The sequence below is a fragment of the Avibacterium volantium genome (assembly GCF_049366555.1).
GTDB classification, from domain to species: Bacteria; Pseudomonadota; Gammaproteobacteria; order Enterobacterales; family Pasteurellaceae; genus Avibacterium; species Avibacterium volantium_A.
In genome coordinates, this window is record NZ_JBMMGT010000002.1 from 23,793 (window position 1) to 42,138 (window position 18,346).

Consider the following 18,346-nt stretch of genomic DNA (forward strand, 5'->3'; position numbering starts at 1 on the left):
CGCTTAGGTAAAAGGGGAGTAATTCTCCCCTAAGAAAATTATTGTTGTTTTAAAATTCTTTCCTGAGCTTCATCAAGAGCTTGTTTCACCGTTTGACGACCATTCACCGCATTAGTAATCGCACTGCGTTCAGCGTACCAAAAGGCGGACATTTGCGGAATATTTGGCATAATTTCTCCGTTTTCCGCATTCGTCATCGTGGCAGCAATGCGAGGATCAACAGCGAGCTTGGCTTGGTAAGATTTTAATGCCACCGCACCCAATGGTTTATCTTTATTCACAGTGGCTAACCCTTCGTCCGTTAAAAGATAATTTTCTAAAAACTCAACAGCGAGATCCTGATTTGGGCTTGCGGCATTGATCGCGGCACTTAATACCCCCACAAATGGTTTAGAGGGGTTACCATTGAGGGTAGGCAATACTGCCACGCCATAATTGATCCCACTTTTTTCAATGTTGCCCCACGACCAAGGTCCATTGATGGTTAAGGCAGTTTCTCCTTTGTTGAAGCTGGCTTCCGCAACGGAATAATCCATATCCGGATTGATCACCTTGTCTTTCACCAAATTTACGACAAATTGTAATCCTTGTTGCGAACCTGCGTTATTCACGCCGATGTCTTGTGGGTTGTAGCGTCCATTGTCAAATTTGAATGCATAGCCTCCATTAGCCGCCACCACAGGCCAAGTGAAATAAGGTTCAGCAAGATTCCACATAATGGCATTTTTTCCTTGGGATTTTAAGTTTTTATCCACTTCAATAACTTCTTCCCAAGTTTTAGGTGGGGATTTGATAAGATCTTTGTTATAGATTAACGAAAGGGATTCAATCGCCACAGGGTAAGAGATCACTTTGCCGTTATAGGTTTGTGCGTCCCACACGAAATCGGCAAATTTTTCTTTAAAGTCAGGGCTAGGGTGCAATTCGGCTAACAATCCTGCTTGTGCATAGCCACCAAAGCGATCGTGTGCCCAGAAAATGATGTCGGGTCCATCGCCTGTTGCGGCAACTTGTGGGAATTTTTCTTCTAGTTTATCAGGGTGTTCTACTAACACGGGAATGCCTGTATCCGCTTCAAATTTTTTCCCAACTTCAGCCAAGCCGTTATAGCCTTTGTCGCCGTTGATCCAAATCACCAGTTTTCCTTCTGTCATTTTTGCCATTACCGCCCCTGAGAAAACAAGGCTGGCAATGGTGCTTAGGGTGAAAGTCAATAAGGTTTTTTTCATCACTTTTTTCATAATACTACGCTCCTGATTGTGAGTGGGTAATAAGGATTTCTGCTTCATTATGCGTAAATTTTACAATTTGTTATCCTCCCCCCATCTCCTCCTTTTAAAAAATCAGTCTGTTCTGACAAGTTTTTTCTATTTCTGTGAGCAAGCTCACAAAAATGAAAGAAGAAAATGTGATTGCTATCACAAAAGCTCGCCAAATTGTCCTTTTCAACACACAACATCATTTTCAGCCGATTTTTCCATCTAATCCTTAAAAAAATCCGTCAAGGAGGATTTTTTTTATAAATGAATAGGGGAAGATACGGCACATTGAATTATCCTAAGCTTTCGGATAAAAATGCAAAACGAGGTTAAATATGGCAAAGGTATCCTTACGCAATGTGGGTAAATCCTACGGCAATGTACAGATTTCAACGGACATTAATTTAGAAATTGATGAAGGCGAATTTGTCGTTTTTGTTGGACCTTCTGGCTGTGGAAAATCCACCTTACTTAGAATGATCGCAGGGCTTGAAGACATCAGCACAGGGGATTTATACATCGGCGAAAAAAGAATGAATGATGTGCCGCCGGCTAAAAGAGGTATCGGAATGGTATTTCAGTCTTACGCGCTCTATCCTCATTTGAATGTGGCAGAAAATATGTCTTTCGGGTTAAAACTCGCTGGCGTGAACAAAGCAGAACGTGAATCGCGGGTAAATCAGGTGGCAGAAGTATTGCAGCTTGCTCATTTGCTCGATCGCAAGCCGAAAGCCTTATCAGGCGGTCAACGACAACGCGTAGCAATTGGTCGAACCTTAGTTTCTCAGCCTGAAGTCTTTTTATTGGATGAACCCCTCTCTAATCTGGACGCAGCATTGCGGGTGCAGATGCGGGTAGAGATTTCCAAATTACACAAAAAACTCAATCGTACAATGATTTACGTTACTCACGATCAAGTGGAAGCGATGACGCTTGCGGATAAAATCGTGGTACTAAAAGCAGGCGGAATAGCACAAGTGGGTAAACCGCTTGAACTTTATCATTATCCGGCCAACCGCTTTGTTGCTGGTTTTATTGGCTCACCGAAAATGAATTTTTTGCCTGTTAAAGTAACTGGCGTTGAAAATGAGCGGGTCAGAGTCGAATTGCCTGATGCCAATCATCATAACTTTTGGATTCCTGTTCGCGGTGATGGTGTGAAAGTGGGAGATAACCTTTCCCTTGGTATTCGACCAGAGCATCTCGTTCCCTCCGAAAACGCCGAAGTGACTTTGCGAGGCAAAGTTCAAGTGGTCGAGTTATTGGGTAATGAAACGCAAATCCACCTAGAAATCCCTGAAATCAAACAACCTACATTAGTCTATCGCCAAAATGATGTGGTACTGGTGGATGAAGGTGCGGAGTTTGATATTGGGATCGTGCCAGAACGTTGTCATTTATTCAAAGAAAATGGCATAGCCTGCCCAAGGCTTTTTAAAGAAAAAGGTGTGTAGAAACGCTTTTATCACCGTTTAATCTCATAGTAAGACGAAGCAGCTAGCAGTATAAAGCGATACTGCAAACTGAAGCTATCCCACTTATTAAGAAATCAAACGGCGATATTTTCCTTTTCCTAACCTAAATTATTCTCAAGTGAGGTCGATTATGAAAAACGCAAAAACACGCATTGCAACCATTATTGCAGCAAATTTTATCGCACTGAGTGCGAATGCCGTTGATTTCCACGGCTATGCTCGTTCAGGTATTGGTTGGACATCAGGTGGCGGTGAGCAAACTGCTTTCACCGTAAACGGTGGTGGTTCAAAATATCGTTTAGGTAATGAAGCGGAAACCTATGCGGAATTTAAATTGGGGCAAGAGCTATTCAATGAGGGCAATAAATCCATTTATTTAGATTCCAATCTTGCCTATTCCATTAATCAGCAAGGCGATTGGGAAACCACCACGCCCGCCTTGCGTGAGATCAATGTACAATTTAAAAATTTCCTCGACAGCCTACCCGATGCCACTTTATGGGCGGGGAAACGTTTTTATCAACGCCACGATGTCCATCTTAATGACTTCTATTATTGGGATATTTCAGGCCCCGGTGCTGGGGTAGAGAATATTGATGTGGGCGTAGGGAAATTGTCTTTTGCCGTAACTCGCAATACCGAACGAGATAGTGCATATAGTTGGGAATATGTCGTAGATAAGGACGATAAGAATAAGAAGGAGTGGAAATACATTCGTCAGAAAGACGTGTATAACGATGTCTTTGATGTGCGTCTTGCCGATATTGCGGTGAATAAAAATGGCAAATTAGAAATCGGGCTAGATTACGGTAGTTCACATACTAAAAAGACGACTGATTATGCAAAAGGAGCGAGTAAAAACGGGTATATGCTCACCCTCGAACACACACAAGGCGAATTTTTTGGCGGTTTTAATAAATTTACCGTGCAATACGCCACAGACGCGATGACCTCTTGGAGTACAGGGCACTCACAAGGCGGATCAAATGCCAATAAAGGACATATGCTTCGCTTAATCAATCAAGGTGTTGTTGCTCCATCAGATAAAGTGGAATTAATGTATGCATTAATTTATGAAAAAACTGATTTAGACAATAACCAAGGAAAAACTTGGTATTCCGCAGGTATCCGTCCAATGTATAAATGGACAGATACAATGAGTACGCTGGTTGAAGTGGGTTATGATCGCATCAAAGATCAGCAAACAGGATTGAAAAATCAGCTAATGAAATACACCCTCGCCCAACAATGGCAAGCCGGTAGCAGTATTTGGGCAAGACCTGCAATCCGTGTGTTCGGCACTTATGCTCATTGGAACGATAAATTTAATACCAGCAAACGCACTGACGCAGGCTATAAAGCCAAAGATGGCGAATTTATCGCTGGCGTACAATTTGAAGCTTGGTGGTAATGTCAAATAGCTAAATTAATTTCATTCTTATACAACGAGTTGCTTACGAAGCTGTAATAATAGGCGACATCAGATTTTATGAAAATGAAAGCGGCTTAGCGCCCTGCATAGGCAAGCAAAAATTGCGAAAAAATCACCGCACTTTTGCTTGCCTAGTTCCAACAATATACAGGCTTTTCCAAACGAGGTAACAATGAAAAAGAGAATTTTTTTGACTGCACTTTTTGCTGCAACCCTTTTAACAACGCATCCCATTTTGGCAGAAGAATTTTCTTTGCCATCGAAAAGTTTAACACAATTACATTGGCAAGATGTTGCCTTACCGCAGCAAGTAAAGATAGAACTTAATGCCGTACAAAAACAAGCGGTTACGCTTCCTTTTGCTGGTGTCGAAAGCCCTATTGTTGCATACCGCTTACCTGCTAACCAAGGAACGATAGAAATCGAAATTGAAAGTGCGGTGCAAAATCAGCAAGTTTTTGTTCCGAATGTGGTGGTGTTGGATAGCCAATTCAATGTCGCCGCACATTATGATTCCAGCTATTTCAAATTACAAGAAGAACGCGGGCTAAAACCCAATCGCTTAGTCGCGACGTTAAATTTAACGCCAGTGAACCAAGGAACACTTTATTTATTAATTTACACCACAAAAGCGGATTTGGCGAAACAAACGCTTGTTCCTCACCCTTCAAAATTATTTGCTAAAGCCACAGGTAAACAACCGCCAGCGATTGCCGATATTCAAGTTGCTCACAGTTTAAATGGCAAACTCACGATCAATTTCCAATCTGCAAATGGAGCGAATTTTATCGGTTTAAATCAAATTTTAGGCGTGGAGAAAAAATCGCCGACGGCAAGCACTGTAATTGCAAATCAAACGACAACACAATCATCACAGAATATAACAAATGGAAATAATGCAAAAGTTGAAAAGGAAACAGAAGCTTATTTTAATCAAGCCGTTCTCAAAGCATTAAAACAAAAAGACATTAACCGAGCCTTAAACCTTGTTAATGAAGCTGAAAAATTGGGATTAACGACACCGAGAAAGTTATTTTTACAGAAAGTTTCTGCAAAATAATTCTTATCTGTCTTTTTCATTATTTACTGCACCAATAGGTGCAGTTTTTTATGTTGTTAATGAAATAAATCCTGATGCAAAGCTTGGATCTGAGTTTTCTCGCTTTCAAGAGAAAGCCCATTTAGTGCATAATCTAAATCTATTTTGGCTTGTTTTAGCGCGGCTTCGCGAATGGCTTGGTTATCTGATTGTGTCAGTAGCATCGCGAGCGCTTTTTGTACTTTGATGTGAATTTCTAACATTGCGCTCCCATCACGACAAATCGGCGTAAAAGGTTGTAAAACAAGTTCTTGTTCATTGAGATTTAACATTGCCAGACGATCATATTTCACCGTTTGCTTTTCTGCTTTGCTATCAAGTAGTAAGCGTAATAAAACGCTAATCACTTTAATTGCCGTGCCGGGATCGTTCACCGCTTGAGATAAAGCACGTTGCGCCACTTCGCTTAACACAATCAAACCAAATTTCGGATCTTGTGCATAAGAGCGGTTGTTTTCGATAATAAAATTTTCTTGCAGCTGAGCCATTTCTTCAATGGATTTATTGACATAAGCCAGTGGCATATTCGTATGAACCAATTTTCCCGGTTGAATGGCAATTTCAATTTCGCATTCATTTTTGTCAGCAAAATCTTGCAAATTTTGCATATTGATATGGCTTAAATAGCCTGTTTTATGGGCGTGGATCGCATAAGTAAAGCGGATTTTGTCAAGAGATTTCGCCCCCATATTGGGATATTGCCAGTAATTGATTAGAGCTTGTTGCGAAGCCGTTTCAATTTTTTCTAAAGTATTATTTAATAGCCCGAGTTGCGATAAGGCACTCACCCAAGTAATCAGAGTTGTGATTAAATAAATCAGCACGCAAATTGTGCCAACAAACAGCACAAAGCGTCCTGCTTCGTTGTAATAGCCCATTCCGAGCGTGATTTTGGCAATCACCGCATACACAAAGGCGGAAATAAAACTTGAAATGGCAAGGCGAGTGGTATTGTCGCCCATCACCAATTCTGTGGCTCTTGGCGTGGCGCCGTTAGAAGCAGACGAAAAGGCGGAAACCATAATAGAAAGGGAAAAGGTACTCACCGCCAGCATACTCGATGCCATAATGCTGAGAATATCATTGAGCAATTCTTCGCTAATATCAGGCATTATATCTATCGGCAGTGCTTGGTTTTCAATCAAGGCAGAGAAAAGCGCCAAAAACACGGCAAATAACGCCCCTAGAATTGGCGTGAGCCATAACCCATTACTTGGTTTTTTTAGCCATAAAATTAGGGGAAAGAGTTTTTCTTTGAAGTAGCTTAGCATTAATAACCTTACATATTTTGAGGGCTAATTGATATTAGCCCTATGCTGATTAGAAACTTTTACTAAAGTTAAAATAAATATTGTGCTTATCGTAGCTATAAAAAGGATTATTGCTATTTACTTTATTATATTCCCAAGTAATTTGCGGTGTAATACCAAAAAACTTGAGATTACGATGCCAAAGTGTCAGCTGCGGAGAATATTCGTGATCAATTTGCTTTTTTGCTAACATTCTTCCTGCAGCTAAATATCTTCTCTGTGCATAGCTAAATACTAGACGAGTGGACAATCCAAAATCCCATTCTTGCACCCAACCTATGCGAATACCTACGCGATTGAATGCCTCATCTTTATCGCGGGCATTGCTGCGATAATAATTTGTACCAACAAACCAAAATTGGGTACTTTTAGGGATATATAATAAACTTATATCAGCAAAATAACGGTTGCCATTTAGATGCTTACGAGTTTTATAGCGTATTTCAGAGTATTCTAAAGTATTAGCTAATTTCCACTGATTATTTAGCCAATAACTTGAACTGAGTCTGACACCGCTATTTTGTGAAAATTGTTTTAAACTCTTACTACCTGATGCGCCACCACCATACCAACGTTTACTTGTAAATGGCATTAAAAGGGTTTCAAAATAGGCACTATGATAGCCTATCCCAAGACCTGAACGAAATTCTAGTTCATTATATTTTTTATTATCCCAGTAATAGCGACCAATTAGATCTAAATCAAGCTGGGTAAAATAGCCATTTTTTATTTCCCATTGTTTAGATGCGCCTAAATTATAGGAAAATCCTTCCGCACTTTCAGAATCCCAAGCTTTCCAGTTTCCTATGTAGGTATCTGATTTAGGGGCATTATTAATATTGTTGTCTTTAACATAGCTAATACCGCCATAGAAACGCCAGCTTTGTCGTTTTTTCAGTGCAGTAATATAGTTATCTATCACTTGATAATTTGTTGAGGATAATGATTCAGAACGTAATTTTGTGAATTGATCGAGCGCAGCTTCATTATCATAGTTTAAATATAATACTTGCGCTAATTGAAATCTTACGGGGGTAATTTGTGGATAATTACTGATAATTTCACGATAAAAATCAATAGACTGATGATAATTTTCTTCTTTTGCAGCAAGAATTGCTTTACACCATAAAACCAGAGTAGGATCGGTATTAGTTTGTTGTTGATAAAGGGGAAAAAGTAACGCCACTGCCTCACTATTGTTTTGGGTAACAGCTGGAATTAAAGCGCGTATAATTAAATCAGGGTGTTTAGCTAATTCTTCCTTTGAAATAGATAATGTATTTTTGGTGTTTGCTGTATCAGGGCGATCAATTAATGGCTTAGAGGGATCAATTTTTACCTCTGGAGTATTTTGTTGTTCACTTTGATCTAATCGTTCGTTTGCAGGTAAAACTTGTTGATTTCCGTTTGCTGAAATTGTAAACATTAGTGCTAATGTGGCAAAAGGAAATGTTAGATGATGTTTCAACATAAAACCTCACTATGAAAAAAGCCATTCAAGCGAATGGCTTTTAGTAAGAAAATTGACAATATTATTCTGATTTGCTCGCTGCAAAAACAACGCCCCATTTTTCATTATGCGCAGTACCTGCTACTTCTTTAGCATTTTCACCATAGAATTTTGCATTTAATGGCGCTGAGAATTGGGAATCATTTTCGATATTGAGGGCTTGTTTATTGTCTTCATCTTGGATTGTTAAACTCACTTTACCATTGGTAATATTGTTACCAGTAATTTTACCGTCTGTGATATCAAAGAATTTTTTATCGCCATCATATAAATATCCAGACACATTTTTATTATCAAAATCAGCATCAATATGTGTACTTAATGCGCTATTTTGCATACCTTTCTTATCGTCTGAAGTAGATAAATTAATGAGTCTAGCTGTTTGCTCTCCTTCATATACCACGCGCCCCGTTGTAGGAATTTGATCTTCTGGTGTCGCTTTCCCTTGTACAAAAGTGTGTACAGTTTCATTATCTAATAAAGCACCTATTTTTACCGATTTAATATTCGTTTTGGTTCCACAGCAAACAACTTTGCTATCATCCTGCTGCCAAATGGTACTAATAATTACGTTTCCAGAGATTCCAGCAAGCTCAGGAATAATGGAATAAGATTTTCCATTTACTACAATAGTATCAATAGAATCTGAACTAATGGTTATTGCGTTACTTGGATTAGTTGCTTTCCCTACTTTGCCATTATAAGAAAAAGAATAGCCAGAGAATTTAGCTGGCGCAGGTTGTGATTCAGTATTGCTTGAGTTTGATGTATTTGGTTGCGAGCCTGTGCTTGTGGACGTTTCTGGTTGAGTTGTTGTGTTATTATTTGTTGATGTATCAGGCTGAGATGTTGATGAAGTCGTTGTATTAGATGAAGTATTGTTAGCCGCTGGCTCATCAGAAGAACCGCTACCACCACTGCTACAAGCTGTTAATGCAGATAACATTAATGTTGCTAATGTAATTTTTACTGTTTGGTTCATAATTGTCACCCTTTGGTTATTTAGTTAAATAAAAGTTAGAATAGCAAGTACCTTGCCTTGTTCATCTTATATCAGTGAATGGGATAGGACAAGATTAAATTTCATTTAATAAGCATTTTATATCATAGGGGGAGAGTATCCCCCTAGATACAAGTGGTTAGAATTTATAAGACACCGAAGCATTGATATTACGCTCAGCACCGTAGTAGCAGTAATAATCGCAACCTGCGACATAACGGCGGTTGCCGACATTTTCTACATTTAACTGAGCAATCCAGTTAGAATCAAATGCGTAGCGTGCCATTAGATCTACCACAGTGGCGGATGGTACTTCTTTGCCTGAATAAAGTGAACCTTGAGAAGTAACACTTTTACCAATATAACGTACGCCTGCGCCCACCGTTAAACCATTTAATGCGCCGTTATCAAAGGTGTAATCGGTTTTCACAGCAAAAGTATGTTTTGGAATTAATGGGTTACGCACATCGCCGCTCTCTTTACGAGTGATTGATTTCAAATAGGTATAAGCTAAGCCCATATTCCAGTTGTTAGTTACATTCACATCGGCTTGAACTTCCACCCCTTTGCGATGCACAGGATCGGCATTGCTCACTGTTTTACCTAAACCATTCGACACTAACGCACCTTTATCTTTAGCTTTGAAAGCAGCAACGGTGATTGATCCATTTAACCAGTCTGGCAAATATTTGATCCCCACTTCATATTGATGAGTGATATTTGGATCATAAAGTTTTTGATTGCCACTTAATCCCACAGGTAAATTAAAGGATTCACTGTAACTAAAATATGGATTTAAGCCGAATGGTGCTTCATACATTAATGAAGCAGAATAGGACGTATTGCTGATTTTTTGTGAAGATGTGTATTCATCTTGCTTCGCGCGATCGTGGCGTACCCCAAGGTTTAACACAAGGCTATCCATAAAACGGCTTTGATTTTGTAAATAAAGCCCAAGTTGGCGCGCAGTGATATAGGTATAAGGGGCATTGATGGTTTGTGCCTGATTATAGCCTGAACGAGCTTGTTTTAAATTTACCGCAGAGGTGCTGCCAAATAGGGTATAGTAGGCTTTCACTTTTTGATGACGATAATCTGTTCCCACCACCAAGGTATTTTTCAGCCAATCGTTGCTATATTTCCAAGTGAGATGATTATCTAGAGTATGAGAAATAGATGTACCGTCATTAAATACGACACCGCGAGCCAATTCATAACCTGCCGCACTTGGTGCTTTTGGCGTCCAGTCTGCATTATAAGCGGAAGGATAAGCATAAGAACCACGGTGGTAGTTATTGGCATAAGTGTAGCGATAGCTACTGTCAAAACTTAAATTATCATCAAATTGATGGCTAAATTCATAGCCGATATTGTATTGGCGGTTGTATTCACGATCATTGACTGGGTCTCCCAGGTTGGTGGAACGCCCAATATAGCTACCATCAGGGAACGGCACGAGCGAGCCTTCTTGTGGCAAGAAATTCGAGCTTGGTACGCCTTTATCAAATTGATAGCTGGTTAAAAGGGTTAAGCGAGTGCGATCAGAAATATCCCATTCCAAAGATGGTGCGAAATAAACGGTTTTATTTTTTGTTGCGTCCCATTGCCCATTTTTAGATGAGAATGCACCCACTAAGCGATAACGCAGATCATCATTATTGCCGATGCGATCTGTATAATCTACGCCAACGCCATATTGATGATTTCCAGCGTTGAGGGTAAATTCACCTTTGCCAATTTGATCTTTATGCGGACGCTTGGTGACATAGTTGATCAAACCACCTGAGTTTGCTGCGCCGAACGTCATTGCGTCAGCACCTTTGGTTATTTCCACCGCTTCTAATGCAAACGTATTCACATAAGGGGTAAAAAATCCGTAAGAGGTTAAAGGCAAGCCATTTAGTGCTTGGCTGACTTCTGTGCCTCTCACACGAAACCAGTTTGTATTGGTATCTTCGCCAAAAACTTGGGTAGAAAAGCCGGCTTGGTAGCGACCAATTTCATCGGCTTTGGTAATGTTTTGTTGGGCTAACTGCTCCGCATTCATCGCAACGGCTGATTTGGCTTGATAAACAGGCACTTCGCCCATTCGATACATTGAACCGCTAGTCACTTGAATTTCGTCCAACTGCTCCACCTCTTCTGCGAAAACCCCTTGGCTTGCAGCGAAAAGTGCGGTGGAAATTAATGAGAGTTTAAAAATATTTGCTTTCATATAGCTCCTATTATGTTAATAAAAAATGGCGTGTGGTGAACACGCCAGTTAAGAAAAAGGTTATTTCACTTTAAAAGTATAAGTGCTATAAAGTTTACGTTTTTGGCAGATTTTTTGATCAGGATAATCCATTTCATAAATCGCTTTTAATTTCCAAGTTCCCGCAAGAGCAGGCAGAATATTCACTTTGCCTTGACTATCCGTTTTGCCTGAAAATGCTTGCGGTTCGCGGTGATCATAAACGGCTTTTTCATCAAATTTGGTAAATTCGTTGGTGGTGCCGATAATGCTCACGCCCTTGGCTGGCTGCCCTTGATACAACACTTGCACAGGGAACACGTCCATTACGCTAACTTGGGTTGGATCCACCAATGGCACAATTTCCAGTGGCAAGCCCACAGGGGCAATGGCGAAATCGCTTACTTCAACCCCGTTGTTCACATAGGTTGTGGCGAACATACTGGATTCTTCACAGTAATTGGCGTCTGTCATTTGAGTGAGATTTTCACGTTTCCAGCCCTTTTCATTTTTTGACCAGAAAGTTGGTTTGTAGCTTCCTGAAATTTTGAATTCGCCCTTACCTAATGGGGTTTTGGTGACATAATGATAATTTTCTCCTTGCTGAGTGAGCGTGGTATTTTTGCCGTCAGCTTGGTGTAACACCAATGGATTGAGGATATTTAAACGGCTTTCCGCAATTTTTTCGCCTAATGGGAATTTATCCCCATAGCCCAATACGGCAAGCAACGGCTTGTCTGCTTCTGCGTGTTGTGCATAAGCCCATAAATCGTGTGCTTGGCTGGTGAAAGGTAAAGCTAATCCGCAAAGCAAGGTGAGTTTAGTCAGTTTTTTCATTTGATTTCTCCTATTTGTTGATAAAAAATTGAGTTTTTTGCACCGCACTTTGCTGAACAGCTAGCCGAAAGTGCGGTGTAAATTTGTTACATTTTTCGCATTAACCATAAAAAATAAGTTCCGCCAAGCAGGGTAGCCACCAAGCCTGCGGGGATTTCATAAGGGAACAATAATTGCCGCCCGAGCCAATCTGCCATTATCATCACCGTGCCACCTAATATGCCGGCGGCAAGTAGCTGTGTTTTGCTTTGGCGAAAGCCTAGGCTGTATGCCAAGTGCGGGGCAAGTAAGCCGATAAAACTAAGCGATCCCACAATTAAAGTGGCGAGCAAGGTGAGTAAGATGGCAAATAAAAACAAAATGCTACGCGATTGTACAAGGTTCACCCCAAGGGATTGAGCCACTACGCTATTTAAGCTGAGTAAATCTAGCCAGCGAACAAAAATGAAGCTCAAGGCGAAAAGTACCGCCGCGATAATCAGCATTGGGATTGCTACCTCATTGTTGGCGTAATAGGTTGAACCCGATCCCCAGCTTAATAATTGCCACGCGCGGGGATCGCCGCTGGCGATAAGTATGCGTTGCACGGCGTCAAATAAGGCGGAAATGCTGATTCCTGTGAGCAACACTTGATCAGGTTGCAAGCCGTTGCGGCGGTTGATAAGCCAGATTAATCCTAAGATCAATAATGCTCCCAACGCCCCCCATAACACATATTGGCTAAGTACGCTCGCCCCTGCAACAAAAATCGCTAATAACACGCCAAAGCTCACGCCGGAAGTAATACCCAGTAATTCAGGGCTTGCCATTGGATTGCGGCTTAAGCGTTGTAAGATCGTTCCCGCCAAAGCGAGCATTATACCTGCACAAAGGGCATAGGCAAGGCGTGGGAAACGCAAGTTGAACAGGCTTTGATCTAAGTAAACTTGCCAGCCGTTTACACCTTGAGCTAAAAATAAAGAACAGCCTAACGCGGCAGCCAAAAACAGCGGTAAATAAAGTGCGGTGCTTTTTTTGTCAGAATTTTTCCACGCACTTTGGCTTTCTTGTACGCGTCCATATTGCTGACGATGTTTGAACACGAGCCATAATAATAAAGGCGTGCCGAATAATGCGGTAACCGATCCTGTCGGCAAGGAAATGCCTTGCCATTGTTCAATCAGTTGCAGACAGAGATCGGCAATCAACAATAAAATGCTAGCAAAATAGGCACTTCGCCATAATAAAATCTTAAAGCGATAATCAGGATATTGCCGCGCGAGCGTGGTAGCGGCTAAGCCAATAAAGGCGATCATTCCTACGCGGCTGACAATAATGGCGACTAAATAAGCGGCAAGCAACACACCGAGCAGGCGGATTCTTTTCACATTTACGCCTAAACTTTGTGCGTTACTTTCTTGTAATTGCAGAATTTGCAACGCAGGGCTAAGTAGCACGATGCCGACAATGGCAGGGGCGAGTAACGGCAGCAGGGTTAGGCTGTCATACCAGCTTTCTTGTACCAGTGAGCCGCTGCCCCAAACGAGCAAGCCACGGCTTTCTTCAGGGTAAAACAGCATTAAAAGGGAAGAAAACGCCCCAAGATAAAAACTCACCACCAGCCCTGCAAGCACGATCAACAACGGCGAAAGCATTTGCCGCCACGCCAGTAATAGCACTAAGCCTAAAGCGAATAATGCCCCAATAAAGGCTATCGGCGTGGTGCCGAATTGCAATAAATTTGGCAAAAACAGGGTAGCCAGAAACAGGGCGAATTGTGCGCCACCGCTTACGGCAAGGGTGCTGTCGGAAGCCAGCGAATTATTCATAATTTGTTGTAATAATAGCGAAGCCACACCTAGGCTTGCCCCTGCCAAAATTGCCATTAGCACGCGCGGCAAGGTAAAATTGAAAATCAGCAGTTGGCTGGTTTCACTTTGTTCGGGCTGTTGCCAAAGTAGCAACGTAAATAACGCCAGTGCAATCAGCCCAAGGCTTGGCATTAAACGAATTTTCACCATTGGCTTTCCCCTTGTGGCTGACGTAATTCTTGGCTTAAGGCAAGGGCTAAACGCTGAGCGGAGGGCAGAGCGCCGAATGTCCAAATGGCAGGTAAAATCAAGGGATCTTTCGCTAAAGGCAAGGCTTGCCATAGGCTATTACTCGCCAGTTCTTGTGGTACATTTTGCGGATAAGGCTTAATGATCACCAATTTTGCGTGGGGGAATTGCGCGAGTTGATTTAGGCTAATTTGGCTAAATCCCCATAAATTTACTGCTTCTTGCCACGCATTTTGTAGTCCAAGTTGGGTTAGCACCACACCAGGCAGACTTTGTTTGCCATAAACACGCAAATGGCGACCATCAATAAATTGCACAATTAACAACGGACGTGCTTGAAATGGGGTGAGCAAGGCTTTTTGTGCAGCAAAAAGGGTTTCGGTTTGATGAATTAACGGCGTGGAATCCGCACCCACTATATTGGCAAGTTGGCGTGTTGCTTGAAGTTGGTTTTGCCAGAAATCGCCTGCTTGGTAGAAATTAACGAGATCCAAGGTTTTTACGTTGGACAAATAAGGCAAATTGGCTTGGGCGGTAGCGAAATACATATCGCCATTGGGGAAATGTGCGATCTCAAGCTGGGCGAGTAGTTCTTTATTCGGCTGTAATCTTGTGCCTAAATCCACCGCACTTTGTGGTAATGCAGGTTCGCTCACCCAGTTTTGATAGCTTTGTTTATCGCCTACGGCAACGGGCATTACGCCTAGTCCGAGCAAGGTTTCGGCGATCGTCCAATCTAAGGTGGCAACTTTTGGTGTCGCTAACGCGGACAAAGTAACAATAAGCCAAAGGGCGTGCAATAAGTAAGCATATTTTTTCATTATTGTCCCCTAAAAGAACGCCACAGGAACCTGATCCACAGGGTGGGATAGCACTTGCAGATCAATGTGGTAAATTTGCTCAAGGGCTTGTGGGGTCATAATCTCTTGTGGCGTGCCTTGCATTAATAATTTGCCAGATTGCAAGGCGATGAGTTCATCACAAAAACGTGCGGCAAGATTGATGTCGTGGATCACGATGATTACCCCTAAATTCAGCTGTTTCACCAATTTTTCGATCAGTTGCATCACTTCCACTTGATGGGCAATATCCAATGCCGCCAAAGGTTCGTCTAATAATAAAAAGCGGCTTTGCTGTGCCAATAACATTGCCAGCCACACACGAGAGCGTTCACCGCCTGAAAGAGTATCCACAAATTGATCGGCATAGCCTTGCATATTTGTCCACTCAAGGGCATTTTGAATGGCTTGCTCATCTTGTTTAGGATTACGCCCTAACAGCCCATTCCACGCATAACGCCCCATTTGTAGTAGCCCTTTCACCGTTAAATTTTGTGCGTTTGGTAAATATTGTGGCAAATATGCCACTTCACGAGCAAAGGCTTTGTTTTTCCATTGCTGAATAGGTTGATTGGCAAAGTGCAACGTACCGCTCGAAGGAAATTGCTGACGCGCCAAGAGTTTAATCAGGGTAGATTTACCCGAACCGTTTGGCCCAATAATGCCATAGATTTTTCCCGTGCCGAATTGCAGTGAAATAGGCTGCAATAACACTTTTTCAGGTAACGCAAAAGACACTGAATCTAATTCAAACACAAGATTTCCTACGGCGAATAAAATAAAGGTAGTGGATTTTAATTGATAACCGTTATCATTTCAATAGATGTATTCTTAAAAAATAAATGGGTATCTTAAAAGATGATTAAAATTGTAAATTTTTCTTTCCATTTTTACGGAAAAGTTTACAATACTTGCCAGTTTCATCAAAAAATGGCGTGGAGAGCAAGCAATGTCAGCAGAAAAAGATCTTTTTTCACAGGTGGTTACGCAAAGCCACAAAATGCAAGAAGTGGTGGAAAAAGCCAAAAAATTTGCCCTGCTAGACGCGCCTTTGCTGATTCAAGGTGAAACGGGAACAGGCAAGGATCTCATTGCGAAAGCCTGTCATTTTTATAGTCCGCGGCGAAAAAATCAATTTATTGCGGTGAATTGCGCAGGGCTGCCAAGTGAAGATGCTGAAAGCGAAATGTTTGGACGTGCCAATGCACAAGCGGAAAGCCAAGGCTTTTTTGAATATGCCAACGGCGGCACGGTGTTACTTGATAGCGTAGCGGAATTGCCACTGAGCTTACAGGCAAAATTGTTGCGTTTTCTAAATGATGGCACGTTTCGCCGCGTAGGCGAGGAAAAAGAGCATTATGCTGATGTGCGCGTGATTTGCACTTCGCAAATTCCCCTTAGCCATTATGTGGAAAAAGGCAAAATGCGCGAAGATTTATTTCATCGCTTGAATGTGCTGAGTTTAACCATTCCCCCGCTGCGTGAGCGTAAAGAAGATATTCCACAGCTAACAGCAATGTTTGTTCAGCAAATCAGCCAAGAATTGGGCATTTCTGCACCGCACTTTGATGAAGCCTTTCTTAATTATCTTACCCATTACACTTGGGCAGGCAACGTACGAGAGTTGCACAACGCCTTGTACCGTGCTTGTTCATTGGCTGAAAATAATCAGCTAGCTATTGCCGATTTGCACTTGGTGGAGCAAGAAATTCCGTTGCCAAGCATTGAGCAATTTGGCAATCAAACCCTTGATGAAATTATGAATAATTTTGAAGCAATGGTGCTGCAGAAATTTTATGAAGAATATCCAAGCACTAGAAAGCTGGCTTCCAGGTTAGGCGTTTCACACACCGCCATCGCCAATAAATTAAAACAATATGGCATCGGGAAATAGCAAGTAACCAACGGAAAGGCTTTGTTTATTTGCGTGCATAGTCCGATAAGTGCGGTTGTTTTTTCAATAATTTTTGCCATTCGCTTTGTTCAATATTCACCTTCAGCAAAAATTCCCCTTGCTCACTGATTTTTTCTTCACGGATACAATCTATTTCATACAGCCAATGGCGAATTTTTCCAGCTTGTGGCGGCAAGCAAAGCTGTAGTTGTACAATGCTTTTGCTTAATTTTTGTCGAATGGCATCGAATAATAGGGCAATGCCTTGTTGCAAATGGGCGGAAATATACACCGCAACAGGGCGATTTTGTTCATCATATTCAATATGCGGAGCAAGGTTTTCCACTTGATCAATTTTGTTATAAACCAGCAAGGTTGGCACTTGATCCGCATTGATTTCTTGCAAAACTTCGTTCACTGCGTGGATATTTTCTTCTTTTCGTGCATCGGCACAATCCACAACGTGCAATAACAAACTGGCTTCGGTGGTTTCTTGCAAGGTTGATTTAAAAGCAGAAACCAAATCGTGCGGCAGATCTCGGATAAAGCCTACAGTGTCTGCCAAAATTGTTGTGCCAATATCGGGAATGCTTAAGCGGCGTAGGGTGGGATCAAGGGTGGCGAAAAGCTGATCCGCCGCATAAACCTCTGCATTGGTAAGCAAATTAAACAGCGTAGATTTGCCCGCATTGGTATAGCCCACCAAGGAAATGGTTGGAATATCCGCTTTCTTTCTGGTTTGACGATTTTGATTGCGCTGTTTTTCCACTTTATTCAAGCGATTTTGCAACTGAGCAAGGCGAACTTTGATCAAACGGCGATCGCTTTCTAGTTGTGTTTCCCCTGGGCCACGCAAGCCTACTGCACCTTTTTGCTGATCTAAGCCTGTTTTACGCCGTACTAAACGGGTGGCAACGTGTTTTAATTGTGCCAGTTCTACTTGTAATTTCCCTTCGTGAGATCGTGCACGTTGGGCGAAAATATCCAAAATCAGCCCAGTACGATCCACCACGCGACATTCACAAAGGCTTTCTAAATTTCGCGTTTGTGCAGGTGTAAGGCAATGATTCACCAAAATCACATTGGCGTTGTGATCTTTTACCGCTTGGGCAATTTCTTCCGCTTTGCCCTGACCGATAAAATACTTCGCTTGCGGTGTGGCACGGCTGGTGGTGATAATGGTGGCAATCTCCACCTGAGCGGATTCTGCTAAAAGTTGAAATTCAGCCAAATCGTCCAGATTTTTATCCGCAGAAAAAAACGCTTGCACAATAATGCCGCGATCTTGAGGTGTATTTGGTGATGAGAGAGATTGAGAAAAAGGCGAAAGTGCGGTGGAAATTTCGTCTAAATTTTCTACCGCACTTTTTTCTATTGTGCTTTGTTCTAATAAGCTTGAAAAGGTTGGATTATCCAAAA

General features: G+C 41.7%; 14 protein-coding genes. 4 read left to right on the forward strand and 10 right to left on the reverse strand.

Translation table 11 applies throughout. From position 1 onward, the window contains the following. Positions 1-38 precede the first annotated feature (38 nt). Positions 39-1,229 (reverse strand): maltose/maltodextrin ABC transporter substrate-binding protein MalE, encoded by a 1,191-nt coding sequence (malE, locus tag ACLS0A_RS00655; protein WP_416082055.1) that lies wholly within the window; start codon positions 1,227-1,229, stop codon positions 39-41. A 365-nt stretch (positions 1,230-1,594) separates the two neighbouring features. On the opposite strand from malE, the gene malK reads away from it, so the two are divergent. From malK to malM, 3 genes are all read left to right on the forward strand, one after another. Continuing rightward, positions 1,595-2,713 (forward strand): maltose/maltodextrin ABC transporter ATP-binding protein MalK, encoded by a 1,119-nt coding sequence (gene malK, locus ACLS0A_RS00660; protein WP_416082005.1) that lies wholly within the window; start codon positions 1,595-1,597, stop codon positions 2,711-2,713. A 151-nt stretch (positions 2,714-2,864) separates the two neighbouring features. Then, on the forward strand, positions 2,865-4,145 hold the full coding sequence (locus ACLS0A_RS00665; RefSeq protein ID WP_416082006.1) for a maltoporin: 1,281 nt from the start codon (positions 2,865-2,867) through the stop codon (positions 4,143-4,145). Positions 4,146-4,338: 193 nt separating this feature from the next. After that, on the forward strand, positions 4,339-5,226 hold the full coding sequence (gene malM, locus ACLS0A_RS00670) for a maltose operon protein MalM (RefSeq protein WP_416082007.1): 888 nt from the start codon (positions 4,339-4,341) through the stop codon (positions 5,224-5,226). 56 nt (positions 5,227-5,282) lie between these two features. Here the strand turns inward: malM and ACLS0A_RS00675 are convergent, their stop codons facing one another. The 8 genes from ACLS0A_RS00675 to ACLS0A_RS00710 all read right to left on the reverse strand — a co-directional run bounded on the left by ACLS0A_RS00675 (position 5,283) and on the right by ACLS0A_RS00710 (position 15,789). Then, a complete protein-coding gene (locus ACLS0A_RS00675) occupies positions 5,283-6,536 on the reverse strand; it encodes a DUF2254 domain-containing protein (protein WP_416082008.1) in 1,254 nt (417 codons plus the stop codon). 49 nt (positions 6,537-6,585) lie between these two features. Beyond that, entirely contained in the window at positions 6,586-8,046 is a 1,461-nt protein-coding gene (locus ACLS0A_RS00680) for a surface lipoprotein assembly modifier (RefSeq protein WP_416082009.1), read from the reverse strand. Between the two features lie 61 nt (positions 8,047-8,107). Beyond that, positions 8,108-9,067, reverse strand: coding sequence for a transferrin-binding protein-like solute binding protein (locus ACLS0A_RS00685; protein ID WP_416082010.1), 960 nt, complete (start codon positions 9,065-9,067; stop codon positions 8,108-8,110). Positions 9,068-9,224: 157 nt separating this feature from the next. After that, positions 9,225-11,300: a TonB-dependent siderophore receptor gene (locus ACLS0A_RS00690; protein ID WP_416082011.1), complete on the reverse strand. Its 2,076-nt coding sequence runs from the start codon at positions 11,298-11,300 to the stop codon at positions 9,225-9,227. Between the two features lie 60 nt (positions 11,301-11,360). Then, entirely contained in the window at positions 11,361-12,155 is a 795-nt protein-coding gene (locus tag ACLS0A_RS00695; RefSeq protein ID WP_416082012.1) for a DUF4198 domain-containing protein, read from the reverse strand. Between the two features lie 86 nt (positions 12,156-12,241). Further along, positions 12,242-14,155: a Fe(3+)-hydroxamate ABC transporter permease FhuB gene (fhuB, locus tag ACLS0A_RS00700; protein ID WP_416082013.1), complete on the reverse strand. Its 1,914-nt coding sequence runs from the start codon at positions 14,153-14,155 to the stop codon at positions 12,242-12,244. Continuing rightward, complete coding sequence (locus ACLS0A_RS00705; protein WP_416082014.1) at positions 14,149-15,015, reverse strand: ABC transporter substrate-binding protein; 867 nt, start codon at positions 15,013-15,015, stop codon at positions 14,149-14,151. The genes fhuB and ACLS0A_RS00705 overlap by 7 nt, the downstream gene beginning before the upstream one ends. A 9-nt stretch (positions 15,016-15,024) precedes the next feature. Continuing rightward, a complete protein-coding gene (locus ACLS0A_RS00710) occupies positions 15,025-15,789 on the reverse strand; it encodes an ABC transporter ATP-binding protein (RefSeq protein ID WP_416082015.1) in 765 nt (254 codons plus the stop codon). Positions 15,790-15,982: 193 nt separating this feature from the next. Between ACLS0A_RS00710 and ACLS0A_RS00715 the strand changes: the two genes are divergently transcribed. Then, positions 15,983-16,927, forward strand: coding sequence for a sigma 54-interacting transcriptional regulator (locus ACLS0A_RS00715; RefSeq protein ID WP_416080679.1), 945 nt, complete (start codon positions 15,983-15,985; stop codon positions 16,925-16,927). A 25-nt stretch (positions 16,928-16,952) separates the two neighbouring features. On the opposite strand, the gene hflX is transcribed toward ACLS0A_RS00715, so the two are convergent. Further along, a complete protein-coding gene (gene hflX / locus ACLS0A_RS00720; protein WP_416082016.1) occupies positions 16,953-18,344 on the reverse strand; it encodes a ribosome rescue GTPase HflX in 1,392 nt (463 codons plus the stop codon). Between the last annotated feature and the right edge of the window lie 2 nt (positions 18,345-18,346).